12 protein-coding genes are annotated in these 15,079 nt (G+C 74.4%); 7 read left to right on the top strand and 5 right to left on the bottom strand.

Features of this window, described 5'->3' with window-relative positions; all coding sequences use genetic code 11:
* The first annotated feature begins 116 nt into the window (after positions 1-116).
* The gene (locus tag ACL06G_RS03935; RefSeq protein WP_412786756.1) at positions 117-245 is read left to right on the top strand and encodes a hypothetical protein; all 129 of its coding nucleotides are present in this window, start codon (positions 117-119) and stop codon (positions 243-245) included.
* Between the two features lie 85 nt (positions 246-330).
* Here the strand turns inward: ACL06G_RS03935 and ACL06G_RS03940 are convergent, their stop codons facing one another.
* Complete coding sequence (locus ACL06G_RS03940) at positions 331-1,974, bottom strand: PucR family transcriptional regulator (protein WP_412786757.1); 1,644 nt, start codon at positions 1,972-1,974, stop codon at positions 331-333.
* A 219-nt stretch (positions 1,975-2,193) separates the two neighbouring features.
* Here ACL06G_RS03940 and ACL06G_RS03945 point away from each other — a divergent pair, with 219 nt between their 5' ends.
* Together ACL06G_RS03945 and ACL06G_RS03950 are read left to right on the top strand one after the other, a co-directional pair.
* Positions 2,194-3,690 (top strand): CoA-acylating methylmalonate-semialdehyde dehydrogenase, encoded by a 1,497-nt coding sequence (locus ACL06G_RS03945; protein ID WP_412786758.1) that lies wholly within the window; start codon positions 2,194-2,196, stop codon positions 3,688-3,690.
* A gap of 179 nt (positions 3,691-3,869) precedes the next feature.
* Positions 3,870-5,051, top strand: coding sequence for a hypothetical protein (locus ACL06G_RS03950; protein ID WP_412835429.1), 1,182 nt, complete (start codon positions 3,870-3,872; stop codon positions 5,049-5,051).
* 38 nt (positions 5,052-5,089) lie between these two features.
* On the opposite strand, the gene afsK is transcribed toward ACL06G_RS03950, so the two are convergent.
* Positions 5,090-7,630 carry a protein serine/threonine kinase AfsK gene (afsK, locus tag ACL06G_RS03955; RefSeq protein ID WP_412835430.1) on the bottom strand — a complete coding sequence of 847 codons (2,541 nt, stop codon included), beginning with the start codon at positions 7,628-7,630 and terminating at the stop codon, positions 5,090-5,092.
* A gap of 168 nt (positions 7,631-7,798) precedes the next feature.
* Positions 7,799-8,590, bottom strand: a complete 792-nt coding sequence (locus tag ACL06G_RS03960; protein WP_412786761.1) for a VOC family protein — start codon at positions 8,588-8,590, stop codon at positions 7,799-7,801.
* 195 nt (positions 8,591-8,785) lie between these two features.
* On the opposite strand from ACL06G_RS03960, the gene ACL06G_RS03965 reads away from it, so the two are divergent.
* Positions 8,786-9,433: a TetR family transcriptional regulator gene (locus tag ACL06G_RS03965; RefSeq protein ID WP_412786762.1), complete on the top strand. Its 648-nt coding sequence runs from the start codon at positions 8,786-8,788 to the stop codon at positions 9,431-9,433.
* Between the two features lie 117 nt (positions 9,434-9,550).
* On the opposite strand, the gene ACL06G_RS03970 is transcribed toward ACL06G_RS03965, so the two are convergent.
* Positions 9,551-10,804: a S8 family peptidase gene (locus ACL06G_RS03970; protein ID WP_412786763.1), complete on the bottom strand. Its 1,254-nt coding sequence runs from the start codon at positions 10,802-10,804 to the stop codon at positions 9,551-9,553.
* 289 nt (positions 10,805-11,093) lie between these two features.
* Here ACL06G_RS03970 and ACL06G_RS03975 point away from each other — a divergent pair, with 289 nt between their 5' ends.
* Positions 11,094-12,236, top strand: coding sequence for a flavin-containing monooxygenase (locus tag ACL06G_RS03975; RefSeq protein WP_412786764.1), 1,143 nt, complete (start codon positions 11,094-11,096; stop codon positions 12,234-12,236).
* Between the two features lie 143 nt (positions 12,237-12,379).
* The gene (locus ACL06G_RS03980; protein ID WP_412835431.1) at positions 12,380-13,129 is read left to right on the top strand and encodes a MerR family transcriptional regulator; all 750 of its coding nucleotides are present in this window, start codon (positions 12,380-12,382) and stop codon (positions 13,127-13,129) included.
* A gap of 9 nt (positions 13,130-13,138) precedes the next feature.
* On the opposite strand, the gene ACL06G_RS03985 is transcribed toward ACL06G_RS03980, so the two are convergent.
* Positions 13,139-13,903, bottom strand: a complete 765-nt coding sequence (locus tag ACL06G_RS03985) for an NAD(P)H-dependent oxidoreductase (RefSeq protein WP_412786767.1) — start codon at positions 13,901-13,903, stop codon at positions 13,139-13,141.
* 90 nt (positions 13,904-13,993) lie between these two features.
* Between ACL06G_RS03985 and ACL06G_RS03990 the strand changes: the two genes are divergently transcribed.
* Positions 13,994-15,034 carry a GlxA family transcriptional regulator gene (locus ACL06G_RS03990; RefSeq protein ID WP_412786768.1) on the top strand — a complete coding sequence of 347 codons (1,041 nt, stop codon included), beginning with the start codon at positions 13,994-13,996 and terminating at the stop codon, positions 15,032-15,034.
* Positions 15,035-15,079: the final 45 nt, after the last annotated feature.

Below are 15,079 nucleotides of genomic sequence, written 5' to 3' on the forward strand. Positions count from 1 at the left end.
AAGGGGAGGGACCTGCTCGTCCCGGAGGGGCGAGCAGCCCAGATGTTCGTCCGGCGGCCCTCGGGGGAGTCGCCGGACGGGCATCCACCACTGCCCTGCATCGGAGGAGGGACGCGATGTCCACCGACAGCACCACGCCGGAAGCCACGACCACCGAGGAAGCCGCGGCCGAGGAGGAACCCACGCCGACGGCCGGGGACGGGCCGGAGGAGAGCCGTCACCAGACGACGGCACCGGCCGACTGAGCCGGCGCCGCCGGGGAGCCGGAGTCGGCACCGGTGGAGGAGGAGGGGGCTCCACCGTTGCCGGCTCCGCCCGTCCGCGGCGCGCTCAGCCCGTCCCCCTGCGGACGGCGTCCAGCGCCAGCACGGCGACGTGCAGCGACAGCGCCGACTCGGCGGCGTCCAGCGGAACACCGAGCACCCGCTCCACCGTGGCCAGCCGCGCGTAGAACGTCGGACGGCTCAGGTGCAGGGACTCCGCCGCGGCCGACTTGTTCCGGCCGCACTCCAGGAACGCGCGCAGCACACCGAGCAGATCCGTCCCGTGCGCCGCGTCGTACGTCACCAGCGGCGCCAGCTCCCGCTCCACGAAACCCTGCACCCGCGGGTCCTCCCGCAGCAGGTACAGCAGCCCCCGCACCCGTACGTCCGGCAGTTCGGAGTATCCGCCGGTGTCGGGGGAGCCGGCGACGGCGTCGGCGACCTGCGCGGCCTCGGCGAACGCGCGGCGCACCTCGGTCACTTCCGCCATGCCGGAGCTGACGCCGATCCGGCCCGGCCGGGGGCGCGCGCAGCGGGCGAGCCGGTCGTGCACGGCGTCGGCGAGCCGGGCCAGCGCGTCCTCCCGCCGCTCCGTCCGCTCCAGCGCGACGAGCAGTCCGACACGGGCGGGACCGAGCGGCGCCACCAGCGCCGTGACACCGGCCCTGCGGGCCGCGGTGGTGATCGCCTCCGCGTCCTCCCGGTCCTGGTCCTGCGCGCGGACGGAGGTCGCCTCCCCTCCGGGGGTACCGGGGCCGGCCTGCAGCCGTACGACGACCGCGAGCAGGCTGCGGCGGGCGGTGGGGACGCCCAGCGCGGCGGTCCGGGCGTGGATGTCCGCGGCGGACGGCAGTTCCCCGTGGAGCAGATCCGCGAGGAGTGTGCGGTGGGCGTGGAGTTCCAGGCTCTCCCGGTCGCGTTCCGCGAGCCGGTTCATCGCGAGGGCGGTCGCCGCCCGCTCGAGCACGAGGAGCCGGTGCCCTGCCGGCTCCCCCGCGTCCCCGGCCAGGATGAGCCTCCCCCACACCTCGCCGCGGGCGCCCACCGGCGCGACCAGCCATCCCTCGGGGCCCGCCGGTCCGGACCGTTCGGATGCCAGTGCCCCGCGCGACCTGCGCTCCCAGTCCCGCAGCAGCACGGACCGTCGGCTGCCGGTGCTGTGGTGGGCCAGCACCTGGTGCGAAAGGTTCTCCAGCACCACCGGGAGGCCCGTGAGTTCGGCCGTGTGGCGCAGGATGTCCTGCGGGGCGGCGCCCTCCACGCTGAGCGTGGTGAACAGGTGGTGGATGCGCTCGGACTGGGCGAGACGGGCGAACTGCTCGTTGACGATGAGTTCCTGCGCCGCCTGCGTCACCTTCACGTACCGCACCTCGCGGCGCAGGACCACCAGGGGCATGCGGGCCCGCTCCGCGGCACGCACCAGCGACCGAGGCGCCTCGAGGAAGCGGCGGCCCAGTTCGAGCACCAGCCCGCTGACGCCCGCGGCGGCGAGCTCCTCGACGTAGCCGCCGAGCCGCTCGGTGGCCTCGGGCAGCGCAACGCCGGTGGTGAGCAGCAGCTCGCCGCCCTGGAGCAGGCCGGCGATCTCGGTGATCTCGCTGACGTGCACCCAGCGGACCGGGCGGTCGAGGTGGTCGTGCCCCGCCAGCACACGGGGGTCGCCCTCCGCCATCTCGGGCAGCGCGAGTATGTCCGCGACGGTCGTCGGCATTCCGGCCGGCCCTCCTCTCGCCCGGGCCGTCCCCCTGCGGTCGGCCGGACGTCCGGCGCGCCGCCCCCCGGTGCTTTACAGACTGTCGCAGAATGCGCCCGGGTGTCGACAGTCTGCGCATTGTCCGCCGCGGGCCGGGCCGTGGAGGGTGGAGTCGTCCGCGGAACACCCCCGCGGGTGAGCCGCACCCGTTCCTCGAGCCGAACCGGAGGCAGTCGTATGAGCAGGACGGTCACGCACTGGATCGGCGGGAGGCCCTGGCAGGGCGGCCCGGCGGAGCGGCAGGGCGAGGTCCACGACCCCGCGACCGGAAAGCTGACCGCGCACGTCGACTTCGCGGGCGCCGCGGAGGTCGACGCGGCCGTGGCCGCAGCGAAGGACGCCTTCCGGGAGTGGCGCAACGCGCCACTGTCGAAGCGCGCCTCGGTGATGTTCGCCTTCCGCGACCTGGTCGACTCGCACCGCAAGGAGCTCGCCGCCCTCATCACGGCCGAGCACGGGAAGGTCGCCTCGGACGCGGCGGGCGAGGTGCAGCGCGGACTCGAGGTCGTGGAGTTCGCCTGCGGCATCCCGCACCTGCTCAAGGGCTCCTACTCGGAGAACGTCTCCGCCTCGGTCGACTCCTACTCCCTGCGGCAGCCGCTGGGCGTGGTCGCCGGGATCACGCCGTTCAACTTCCCCGCGATGGTGCCGATGTGGATGTTCCCGCTGGCCATCGCGTGCGGCAATACCTTCGTGCTCAAGCCCAGCGAGAAGGACCCGTCCTCGGCGACGGTGCTGGCGGAGCTCTGGGAGCAGGCCGGACTGCCGGACGGCGTCTTCAACGTGCTCCACGGCGACAAGGCGGCGGTGGACGGCCTCCTCACGCACCCGGACGTGGCGGCGGTCAGCTTCGTGGGGTCCACGCCCATCGCCCGGTACGTGCACCGCACGGCGTCGGAGCACGGCAAGCGGGTGCAGGCTCTCGGCGGGGCGAAGAACCACATGGTGGTGCTGCCCGACGCGGACCTCGACGCCGCGGCCGATGCCGCGGTGAACGCCGGGTTCGGGTCCGCGGGGGAACGCTGCATGGCGATCTCCGCGGTGGTGGCGGCCGAGCCGATCGCCGACGACCTGGTGGCCCGGGTCCGCGACCGCATCGCCGGGTTGAACGTGGGCCCCGGCACGACACCCGACTCGCAGATGGGGCCGCTCATCACCCGGGAGCACCGGGACAAGGTCGCCGGACACATCGAGGCGGGCGTCGCGGCGGGTGCGGAGCTGGTCTGCGACGGCCGGCGGCTGACCGTGGAGAGCGAACCGGACGGCTTCTGGCTCGGGCCGACACTGTTCGACCGGGTGACGCCCGGGATGGACATCTACACCGAGGAGATCTTCGGCCCCGTGCTGTCCGTGCTCCGCGTCGACTCCTTCGAGGATGCCGTGGACCTGGTCAACGCCAACCCCTACGGCAACGGCACGGCCGTCTTCACCGGCGACGGCCGCGCCGCGCGCCGCTTCCAGAACGAGGTGGAGGTCGGGATGGTCGGTATCAACGTGCCGATCCCGGTCCCCATGGCCTACTACTCCTTCGGAGGCTGGAAGGACTCCCTGTTCGGCGACAGCCACGTGCACGGCACGGAGGGCGTGCACTTCTACACCCGGGGGAAGGTGGTCACCTCCCGCTGGCACGAGGGGTCGCACGGCGGCATCGACCTCGGCTTCCCCACCGCCTGACTCGGGCCCCGGGCGCTGCCCGGTGCCGGTACGGGGAGGTGCTGCCGTCCACGCCTCCCCGTACCGCCCCACCTGCGGTGGCGCGGCGGCACGGCCCGGCGTAGCGTCGATGGCGGACCACGCGTGAGCACGCGTGCCCGCGCGTGCCGCGTTCTCTCGCGCGGAAATGAGGCGGCGCGATGATCCGGAATGCGACCGGCGCACTGATCGCCCTCGTCGGTGCGGCAGCAGCCGTGTGGAGCACCTTTCTCCCCTGGTACGGCGGGCGGGACGGCAAGGACTACGCGCTCTCCGCACTCTTCTCCGCCGACGGCATCACCGCCGCACAGCCCGCGCTGTTCGCCGGACTGTTCCTCCCCATGCTCGCCGCCGCCGTCGTCGCGGTGCTCGGGGTGCTGCTGCGGTCCCGGGCGGTAGTGGGGTCGGCGGCCCTGGTGATGGTCGGCTTCACCGTGCTGTGGATGGTCCGGCAGGGCCTCGTTCAGGGCAGTCTCACGTTCGCCGGGGACGCCGGGCTGGACTGGGGCGTGGGGATCGCCTTCGGCGCGGCGGCGCTGGTCCTCGCCGGTGCGGTCGTGATGTCCGGCCGGAGGCGCGGCAGGCACCGCGGGGCACGGGACTACCGGCTGCGGCGGCCCGCCGGCCCGGTGCCGGCCGGCGCGGGAGCGAGGGCGGGAGCCGCCGCCGGGCCCCGTACCGAGGCGCCGCCGCCGCTCCCGGTGCGAGAGCCCCGGAAGGCTGCTTCCGAACCCGCCGGAGCGACGGGGACCGCTGCCGCCGGCACGGCGGCCCCGGAGCGGACCGGCGGAAGCGACGCAGGGGCGACGACCCGCCCGCTGCCCACGGTGGGCGCGACGGGCGCGGCGCCGTCCCCGTCCTCCCCCGCCCCGGCCGGCGGCACCGGGCCCGCCGAGGAGACGTCCGGGAAGAACGCCGGAGAGACCGCGGCGGCCGGAGAAGCAGCAGCCGAGGAGGGAACGGCTGCTGCCGAGGGCGGGAAGACGACGGAGCGACCTGCGGAGAGCGAACCTCCGGCGGAGGCGGGCACGGCAGCAGCGGCCGGTGAGGCCGGAACACCCGACGAACCACCGCCCACCGGGACACCGCCCGACGGGGCGTCGGCACCGGGCACCCGACCGCCGACCGGCGCGGCAGCCGGAACCGGCGGCGGCCCGGCCCGCGGCGGGAAGCCGCGTGCGGAGAAGGGGCCGGACGCACTGCGCGGAGAGGAACCGCACACCGCAGCCCCCGATGCGGCGGAGAAGCAGGAGCGGGAACCGTTGCCGCAGCGGCTGCTGCACCGGCTCCAGCTCCGCGGCTCCCACGATCCGCGGAGCGGCGGCCACCGTGACGCGGCCTGACGGGCGCCCCGCCTGACGGGCCTGCCCGGGCAGGCCCGTCAGGCGGGGCCGCGGGACTGGCCGGTGCCCTTCGCGGCGTCGAGGGCGTAGACGCAGCGGTCCTTGCTGCACGCGTACACCACGCCGCCGACGACGACCGGCGACCCTGTGATCTCGCCCTGCGTCGCGAGCTTCCAGCGGAGCTGCCCGCCCACCGCGTCGAGCGTGTAGATGCAGCTGTCGGCGGAACCGAAATGCACCCGGCCGGCGGCCACGACCGGCGCGCCCACCACGTCGCCCCCGGCGGCGAACCGCCAGCGCGGCGTGCCGCTGACGGCGTCCAGGGTGTAGAGCGCACTTCCGCTGCCCAGGTGGACGAGGCCGTCGGCGACGACCACGGGCTCCGTGGAGTGCCGTGCCTCGGTGGCGATGCGCCAGCGGTCGTGGCCGTTCACGGCATCGAGGGCGTACACCGTGCCGAGATAGTCGGCGAGGTAGAGCCCGCCGCCGGTCACCGCCGGTCCGGGCACGAACGCCGGCGCGCACAGGAAGGCGGCCGGGGCGTCGAAGCGCCACCGCTCCTGGCCGGTGGCCGCGTCCAGCGCGAAGACCCGGGAGCCGGCGCACACGTACACCGTGCCGTCCGGGGCGGAGGTGAGCCGCACGGGGACGCCTCCCGTGACGGAGGTGTCCCCGACGGGGTAGGACCAGCGCTCCGTGCCGACGCGTGCGTCCAGGGCGTAGAGCCGTCCGTCGCCCCAGGTGAAGACGGTGCCGTCGTGGATCGAGGGGCCGGCCTCGGCGGTCTCGAAATCGGTCTGGGCACCGGTGAGCTCCCAGAGCCGCTCACCTGTGGCGGCGTCCCACGACTGGACACCCCCGCCCCGGGTGCCGGTGACGATCGTGCCCCGGTCGGCGTGGAGCGCGTACACCCACCCGTCGGTGGCGAGCCGCCAGTGCTCGGACCCGTCCCGTGCGTCGAGGGCGTAGAGGCTGGGGCCGTCCGAGGCGAGGACCCGGCCCGCCTGGACCGCCATGGACCACGCGACCTCGCGGGTCTTGAACCGGCGGCGGCCGCTGGCGACGTCGAGGGCGTGGACCTCGAAGGAGGTGACGTACAGCAGGTCGTCGGCGACGACCGGGGTGCCCCACAGGTCGTTGGACATGCGGAACCGCCAGGGCCGCCAGCTCTGCGGCGCGGAGGTCGCCTCGGCAGGCGGCGCGGCCGGTACCGGCGGGGCGTGCGGCGGGGCGGGAGGCGCGGGCGCCGGTCCCGGCGCGGCGGTCGCGGACGACGGGGCGGCGCTCGGCGGCCGCACCCACCCGGTGCCGCCCGCCCCCGGGTCCGCCTGTGCGGCGGCGGGCTCCTCGACGCGGCGCGGCCCCGGCCCGATGGGCACCTGGGTGCCGGGAAGTTCCACGGGCGGGCCGTCGGCTCCGGTCACGGGTGCGGGCGAGGGCGGCGCCGAGACCGAGGCCGCCGCGGCGTACGCGTGCCCGGGGCCCGCCGCCGACGGTCCGCCGGGACCGGCCGGAACGCCACCGGTACCGGCCGGCCCGCCGAACGGCTGGGGCCGGGCGCCGTTGCCCGCCGGTCGGGCGGACGGCGGCGGAAAGGCGGCGGGGCCGGGGGCGGCCTCGGGGGCCGGCGGCGCGTAGGGCGCGTGGCCCGCGGCACCGGGCGCCGGGGTGCGGACGCGCCCGCGCACTCCGCGCTTGCGCTCGATGAGCGCCACCGCGCCTCCGGGAAGCCAGGCGGAGGCCGTGCCGCTGTCGTCGCCGCCCGCGGAGAACAGGTGCGGGGCGAGCTGCGCCTGCAGGTCGGCGGGCGACGGCCGTTCCTCGGCGGCCATGCGCATGCACGACTCGATCAGCCCACGCAGCTCCTCCGGGAGGCCTTCCAGGTCCGGCCCCTCGCGCAGCAGCATGAACACGGTCTCGACCGGGTTGGCACCGTGGAAGGGGGCGTGTCCGGTGGCGGCGAACACCAGGGTGGAGGCGAGCGAGAAGATGTCGCTGGCGCCCGTGACGCTGCGGGAGTCCTTCGCCTGCTCGGGCGACATGTAGGCCGGGGTGCCGACGGCGACGTTGGTCATGGTGAGCCGGGTGTTCGACACGCCGGAGGCGATCCCGAAGTCGATGACGCGTGGGCCGTCCTCCACGACCAGCACGTTCGACGGCTTGAGGTCACGGTGGACCAGGCCCGCCCCGTGGATGGACTGGAGGGCTTCGGCGATGCCGGCCGCCAGCCACCGGACCGCCTGGACCGGCAGCGGACCGCACTCGTTCACGATCTCCTCGAGGGACGGCGCGGGCACGAAGGCTGTCGCCAGCCACGGCACCGTCGCCCGCGGATCGGCGTCCACCACGGCCGCGGTGTAGAAGCCGCTGACCGCACGCGCCGCCTCGACCTCGCGCGTGAACCGGACCCGGAAAAGCTGGTCCTCCGCGAGTTCGGTGCGCACCGTCTTGATCGCGACCCGCCGGCCGGATGCGGATCGTGCCAGATAGACCAGCCCCATCCCGCCTGAGCCGAGACGGCCGAGCACCTCGAACGGCCCGATCCGTCGCGGATCGTGCTGCGTCAGCTGGTCCACCACTTGTCTGCCACCTCCCCGTTGGGGCGTTCACTTTCCGTATCCGCCCCGTGCAGCATCTCACCGCCCTGCAGGACGTCAGAGTCCGTCCGGCCGATTGTTCCTGCCCGGGCCCGCGGTTGCGAACCCGGGGCGTCCCGACCGCGCCCTTACTCCCCGGTCACCACCTGGTCATTTCACTCCTTCGAGGGCGATCACGGCGAAATAGGCGCCCTGGTCGTCCACCAGGACGGCATGGCGACCGAACCGGGTGTCGGTCGGTTCGAGCACCGTGCGTCCCCCGAGCCGGCCGGTGAGCCGGACCGCTTCGTCACAGTCGGCAACAGCGAAGTACAGCAGGAAGTGGGCCGGGAGCTGCTCGGGGACGTCCGCGGCGATCAGGGCACGCCCGCCGACGGCGTGCCGCGCGCCGGACCCGCCGCCGCGCGGCGTCCAGAGCAGGTAGTCGTGCCCCAGTTCCTCGCTGAGGTCCTCCGTGGCGAAGCCGAAGACCTCGGAGTAGAAGCCGTCGACGGCCTCCTTGTCACCCGCACGGGTGTGCACCTCGGCCCAGGCGTACGCGCCGGGCACCCCGGAGGTCTCGTGACCCTGCATGCTGCCGGGCTCCCAGAGCTGGAAGACCGCGCCGCCGGGGTCGGCGACGACCGAGGTGGTCCCGGCCGACCCCAGGGGGAACGGCTCCACGACGACCTGGCCTCCGGCGTCACGGGCGCGTGAGGCGGCGGCTGCCGCGTCGGGAGTGTTCAGGTGCACGTTCCAGTCGGTGGGCATCCTGCCGTCCGGCTTGCCGAGAAGCCCGGCGACGGCCTTCCCGTCGAGCGTCGCGGTGGTGTAGGCGTGCCGCTCGGGGTCGGGGTCGCCGAAGGACCAGCCCAGGAGCTGTCCGTAGAAGCGCTTCCCCGCTGCGACGTCGGGCAGCATGGCGACCGCCCAGCACGGCTCGCCCTCGGCGAATCCGGCCATGGTCCTCGACCTCCCGTCAGGCCCTGGCCGGTGTCCCGGCACACCGGCGCAACTCGGGATCAACGCTAGACCGCGGCGCAGGCGGCCGCAGGGCGACAAGGGCCCGTCAGGGCCGTTCCGGGCATGGTCGGGCCCGCGGGACCCGTTTGCACGCTGCCGAATCGCGCGTCGCCGGCCCGTCGGTAAGCTGACGGCATGACAGGACAGGTACGCACCGTCGACGGCAGGGTCGCCGGCCGGAGAGGCCAGGCGACACGGCAGAAACTACTCGACTGTCTCGGCGAGATGCTCTCATCGTCGCCGTACCGCGACGTCAGGGTCATCGACGTCGCACGGCGGGCGGGCACCTCGCCCGCGACCTTCTACCAGTACTTCCCGGACGTCGAAGGAGCCGTCCTGGAGCTCGCGGACTCCATGGTCAAGGAGTCGGCGTCGCTCGGCGCACTCGTCGAGGACCGCTCCTGGAGCGGCAAGGCGGGGCGCCGGACGGCGGAGGAGCTCGTCGACGGATTCCTGGGGTTCTGGCGGCGTCACGACGCGATCATGCGCGTGGTCGACCTCGGCGCCGCCGAAGGGGATAAACGTTTCTCCAGGCTGCGCACACGGATCCTGAACTCCGTGACGGGCCATCTCGCCGACACGGTCGAGGAGCTCCAGGAACGCGGCCGCGTCGACCCCGAGGTCGCACCGGCCGCCATGGCCGGCTCGCTGGTCACCCTGCTCGCCTCGGTGGCGGGGCACCAGAAGGCGTTCCAGAGCCTCGGCGTGAAGCAGACACAGATCCGTCCGGCCCTGGTGCAGCTCGTCCACCTGGGAGTGACGGGCCGCAAGCCCGCGAAGTGACCGCGTCCCTCACCCGGCAGCCCGGCCGCCGGGGTGAGGGACGCGACGGTGCGACGGCTCCTGTCACCGTCGCACCGTCCGGGCTCACCCGCCCCTCCGGCGCCTGCCGTACCGGGATCAGTACCGGGTGTACAGCAGCCGGTTCGGCGAACCGGTGCCGGCACCGGTCACGGCGCCCTTCGTCGTGCCGGCGATCAGCGCGTCGGTCACCTGGCCGGGCGTCGCCCCCGGGTGGCCCTCCAGGTACAGCGCGGCGGCGCCCGTCACGTGCGGCGCCGCCATCGACGTCCCGCTCCAGACGGCGCTGCCGAACGGGTCGTCGAGGTCGACGGACTCGATGAGGTGGCCGGGCGCGAAGAGATCCACGCAGCTGCCGTGGTTGGAGGAAGCCCAGCGTGCGTCGCTGCTGGTCGTCGCGGCCACCGTGAGAACCGAGGATTCACGGGCCGGGGACTGCAGGCAGGCACTGACGTCGTTGTTCCCCGCCGAGACAGTCACGGTCACACCGGCCTCCACCATGCCCCGGACGCCGGCGTCCTTGACGTCGCTCGCGCTGCCGCCGATGCTCACGTTCGCGACGGCGGGCAGCTGGGCGTTGGCGGCCACCCAGTCGTACCCGGCGAGCACGTCCGCGGTCGTACCGCTGTTCTCGCAGTCGAGCACCCGCACCGCGACGATCTCCACGTCCTTCGCCACTCCGTACTCCGCGCTGCCCACGGTTCCGGCCACGTGAGTGCCGTGGCCGTGGCAGTCCTGGGCGACGCCGTCGTCCTCGACGAAGTCCCACCCGTCGGAGGCGCGGCCGGTGAAGGCCGGGTACCCCACCGCGACGCCCGAATCCACCACGTAGGCGTGCACGCCCGCACCGCCGCCGTCGTGGCCGTACGCGTCGTCCAGCGGCAGGGAGCGCTGGTCTATCCGGTCCAGGCCCCAGGTGGGGTCGATCTGGGTGCCGTCGCCGTACTCGACACCGTTCTGCTGGACGTAGGCGACGGACGGCAGTGCCGCGAGCCGCCGGGCCGCGGCCGCGTCCGCCGTCACCGCGAACCCCTCGAGCACCGTGCCGTAGGTGCGGTGCACCCTTGCGTCCGGCGCCCCGACGTCCTCCAGGAGGCCGTCGGCAAGGTGCCGCAGGGCGGGCGCCGAGGCGCGACGGGCGGACCCGGAGGCCGGACCGGCCGATTCGTTCAGGACGACGATGTACTCGCCGTCGATCGCGCCGGGGGCGTCCGCACCTCGGACGTGGCCCTGCGCGGCGGGTGCCGGCGTCTCACCGGCGACGGCGGGACCGGCGGCACCGACGAGCAGCAGCGCTGCCGCCAGGAGGAGGGCCGGTCGGGACGTGGCGTGTTTTCTCTCGGCGTGCTGCAACGGAGCGGCCCTTTCGGTCGGGCGTGCGATGACCGCTCCGTTCTAGCCGTGCACATCCGTGACCAACAGGACATGTCCACCATCGAGACCGCGACACTACCCGTTGTTGTCGAATCGTTACCCCTCGCAGGGGTGTGCCACTCCACTCCGCGACCCCGCCACCGGCACACCACACTTCCCGTTCACCACCCCCGCACACACCTGCGACCTGCACCTTTCCTCTCGCCCCACCGCCAGCGGGCTTCACAGCCTCCACAGAAGGGCTGCACACTACGCTCAAGGCATGCACATGCCCGGACAAGACGCCCCGGTCCACGTCGTGGGCGGCGGCCCCGGCGGCCTCGCGGTGGCGGCCGCCCTTCAGCGGCGCGGCCTCCGCGCCGTGGTCCTGGAGAAGTCCTCCTCGGTGGGGGCCTCCTGGCACACGCACTACGACCGGCTCCGCCTGCACACCACCCGCCGCTGGTCAGCACTGCCCGGGTTGCCGATCCCGCGCTCCTACGGACGCTGGGTCGCACGTGCCGACCTGGTCCGCTACCTGGAGGCCTACGCCGACCACCACCGGCTTGAACTCGCCCAGGGCGTCGAGGTGACCCGCCTCGAACGAGGCCCGGACGGCACGGGCTGGACCCTGCACGCCAAGGGCGGCCGCCGGCTCGCCGCACCGGCCGTGGTCGTGGCCACCGGCTTCAACCACACACCGCGGCTCCCCGCGTGGCCGGGGCGGGAGACCTTCACCGGGGAGCTGCTGCACGCGTCCCGCTACCGCAACGCGGAGCCGTTCCGGGACAAGGACGTGCTCGTCGTCGGCAGCGGCAACACCGGCGCCGAAATCGCCGTCGACCTCGCGGAGGGCGGTGCGGAGCGCGTCCGCCTGGCCGTCCGCACTCCCCCGCACATCGTGCGCCGCTCCACACTGGGGTGGCCGGCGCAGGCGAACGGCGTACTGTGCCGACGACTGCCCGTGGGGCTCGTCGACCGCATGGCCGCACAGCTGGCGAAGGCCGCCGTCCCCGACCTCGCCCCGTACGGCCTGCCCCGCCCCGAGACCGGCCTGTACACCCGCGCCCGCCAGGGGGCCATCCCGGTGCAGGACGTCGGACTGATCAAGGCGGTACGGCAGCGCCGCGTCGAACCGGTCGCCGCCGTCTCCTCGTTCGACGGCGACAAGGTCGAGCTCACGGACGGCACGGCGGTGGCGCCCGAGGTGGTCGTCGCCGCCACCGGCTACGAGCGGGGCCTGGAACCCCTCGTGGGCCACCTCGGCGTGCTCGGCGACAACGGCCGCCCCCTCGTGCACGGACCGCACTCGCACCCGGGTGCGCGCGGCCTGTACTTCACCGGCTACACCAACCCGTTGAGCGGGATGCTCCGCGAGCTCGCCCGCGACGCCGAGCGCATAGCCCGGGCGATAGACCGACTCGCCGATTGACACACCGGACGCCCGCCGCCCGCGGCCATCGCGGCGGCCGGCCCGCACCCGAGCGGCGGGATCGCGGGTTGCCCTTGACGTCGCGGCAACCCGTAGCGTCGAAGCACCGACGGACCGCACGGGCGGGAGGGAGGCGGCAGGGCATGGAGTGGCCCATCCAGGACGTGGCGCGCTCGGCCGGCGTCAGCAGCCGGACCTTGCGGCACTACGACGACATCGGCCTGCTGCCGCCCAGCCGCATCGGGCCGGGCGGCCTGCGCCACTACGACGATGCCGCGCTCGTACGGCTCCAGCGCATCCTGCTGCTGCGGGAGCTCGGGCTGGGTCTCGCGTCCATCGCCGACGTGCTCGCGGGGCAGCGCGACACCGAGGCGGCGCTCCGCACCCACCTGCGCCTGCTGGAGCAGGAACGGGAGCGTCTCGACCGCCTCGTCCGGTCCGTTCGGACGACCTTGCGGAAGACAGAAGGAGGCGATCCGCTCATGCCGGACGAGGTGCTGGACGGCTTCGACCACACGCAGTACGAGGACGAGGTGGTCGAACGCTGGGGACGCGAGGCCTACGCACGGGGCGACCGGTGGTGGCGCGGTCTGTCCGACGAGGAGAAGCGCGACTTCGGCCGTCGGCAGGCCGCCGTCGCACAGGACTTCGCCCGCGCCCACCGGGACGGCCTCCCCGCCGACGGGGAGGAGGCACAGGCGATCACCGGGCGCCACTACGCCTGGGTGACGGCGGGCTGGCAGGGCAGGAGCCCGGACGCGGAGCAGTTCGCGGGACTCGGCCGGATGTACGTCGGCGATCCCCGGTTCGCCGCCCACTACGACGTGCACGGCGAGGGCACGGCCGCCTACGTCTGCGAGGCGATGGAGGCGTACGCCGAGCGGAACCTCTGACCCGCCCCCTCACCCGACATGCGCTCCGAGGCCGGTACGCCCCGGGGCGCGGTCGGCGTGCAGCACCAGGTCCTCGTCGTAGTCCGGGCCCGCCTCCGGCCGGTACGCGAGAGGCGCCTCCTGCGGCAGGCCCTTCAGCCGCCGGGCGAGCCGGTCCGCCTGCGCCGCCGCCTCGGCCTGGGTGGCCCGGTCCGCACCGTGCACGACGTGGGGTTGCAGCGCGGCCATGCCGGTGTACCAGAACGTGCCGTGCAGCACCGGCCACAGCACCTCCTCGACCGCACCGTGGATGCCGCGCGGGCCGAAGCCGGCCGGCCGCGCCCCGACGGTGGTGACCACCAGCGCGCGGCGACCGGCCAGTCCGCCGTCCCCGTAGCGCCGGGTCCGCCCCCTCTCGTCACGGACGCCGAACGCGAAGCCCTGCACCAGGACCCGGTCGAACCAGCCCTTGAGGATGGCGGGCGGCCCGAACCACCACAGCGGGAACTGGAGCACCAGGGTGTCCGCCCAGGCGATCTTCTCCTGCTCGAGGCGGATGTCGTCGGCCAGTTCCCCCGCCGCGTAGGCGCGTTCCTGTGCGGCGCCGACGACGAGACGGCCGTCGTCCGGCCGCTGGAAGTCGGCGGCGTCCACGACCGGCTTGAAGCCCATCGCGTACAGGTCCGACTCCCGCAGGCCGTGGCCGTCCGCGGCCAACGCGTTCCGTCCGGCCTCGCGCAGGGTGCCGTTGAGGGAGCGCTGCTCGGGATGGGCGTAGATCCACAGAACCTTCATGCCTCGACCCTGCGCCACCGGCCGCCCCGGGACGAGTGGCCGGATGGCCACCATGTGAAAGAATACGGCCAGGAGGAGGTGACCGCGGCGATGCACTCCGCCGGAACCTTCTCGGACGACGGCAGGCACCGGGTGGCCGTGCTGGTCCGCCACGGCGTGCTGCCGCTGGAACTGGGCCTGATCCACCAGCTGTTCGGCGCCGCACGGGACCCGCACGACGGTCGCGCCCTGTACGAGGTGGTGACCTGCGCCGTCTCTCCCGGCGAGGTGCGCACCGATGCCGACTTCCCGGTCCTGGTCCGGCACGGCCCCCGGGCCCTGGCCGAGGCGGACACGGTGCTGGTGCCCGCCTCCCACGAGGAGGACGGCCTCTCCGCCCGGCTGCCCCCGGACCTCGCGCGGGCTCTGGCGCGCGTGGGGCCGGGGGCGCGGGTGGCCTCGGTGTGCACCGGTGCCTTCGTGCTGGCGGCCGCCGGCCGGCTGGACGGCAGGCCCGCGACGACGCACTGGAAGTCGGCGGAGCGGTTCCGCGAGCTGCATCCCCGCGTCGCGCTCGACCCGGACGTGCTCTACACCGACGACGGCGATGTACTCACCTCGGCCGGCGAGGCCGCGGGCATCGACCTGTGCCTGCACATGATCCGCGGCGACGCCGGTGCCGCCGTCGCCGCGGACGTGGCCCGGACGACGGTCGTACCGCCCCACCGCGAGGGCGGCCAGGCGCAGTTCGTGCCCCGTCCGGTCGCCGCGCCGGAGCGGCGGCCGTCGTCCACTGGCGCCGTGCGGGCATGGGCCCTGGAGCGGCTGGAACAGCCGCTCTCACTGCAGGAGTTGGCGGAGCGTGCCTCGATGGGCGTACGGACTTTCAGCCGCCGGTTCCGCGAGGAGACCGGTACGACCCCGGGACGATGGCTCGCCGCGCGCCGTGTCGAGCGGGCCCGGCAGTTGCTGGAGGAGACCGACCTGCCGGTCGACCGGGTGGCGGACCGGGCCGGGCTCGGCACCGGTGCGTCGCTGCGGCAGCACATGCGGGAGGCCGTGGGCGTCTCCCCCGCCGCCTACCGCAGCACCTTCCGCGGCCGGAACGGATCACCGGTGCGCGGCGCGGACGGTGGTGCCGCCCCATCGTGACGGCGGCCAGGCCCAGTTCATCGACTTCCGCACCGGGGCCGGGAG

This window comes from Streptomyces callyspongiae, assembly GCF_047200695.1.
GTDB lineage: Bacteria > Actinomycetota > Actinomycetes > Streptomycetales > Streptomycetaceae > Streptomyces.

Bases quoted from the DNA above. Each gene is read 5' to 3' on its own strand.
- ACL06G_RS03990 (WP_412786768.1), top strand. From the start codon at position 13,994: ATGCACTCCGCCGGAACCTTCTCGGACGACGGCAGGCACCGGGTGGCC.
- ACL06G_RS03940 (WP_412786757.1), bottom strand. From the start codon at position 1,974: ATGCCGACGACCGTCGCGGACATACTCGCGCTGCCCGAGATGGCGGAG.
- ACL06G_RS03950 (WP_412835429.1), top strand. From the start codon at position 3,870: ATGATCCGGAATGCGACCGGCGCACTGATCGCCCTCGTCGGTGCGGCA.
- ACL06G_RS03980 (WP_412835431.1), top strand. From the start codon at position 12,380: ATGGAGTGGCCCATCCAGGACGTGGCGCGCTCGGCCGGCGTCAGCAGC.
- ACL06G_RS03985 (WP_412786767.1), bottom strand. From the start codon at position 13,903: ATGAAGGTTCTGTGGATCTACGCCCATCCCGAGCAGCGCTCCCTCAAC.
- ACL06G_RS03975 (WP_412786764.1), top strand. From the start codon at position 11,094: ATGCCCGGACAAGACGCCCCGGTCCACGTCGTGGGCGGCGGCCCCGGC.
- ACL06G_RS03960 (WP_412786761.1), bottom strand. From the start codon at position 8,590: ATGGCCGGATTCGCCGAGGGCGAGCCGTGCTGGGCGGTCGCCATGCTG.
- ACL06G_RS03965 (WP_412786762.1), top strand. From the start codon at position 8,786: ATGACAGGACAGGTACGCACCGTCGACGGCAGGGTCGCCGGCCGGAGA.
- ACL06G_RS03935 (WP_412786756.1), top strand. From the start codon at position 117: ATGTCCACCGACAGCACCACGCCGGAAGCCACGACCACCGAGGAAGCC.
- ACL06G_RS03945 (WP_412786758.1), top strand. From the start codon at position 2,194: ATGAGCAGGACGGTCACGCACTGGATCGGCGGGAGGCCCTGGCAGGGC.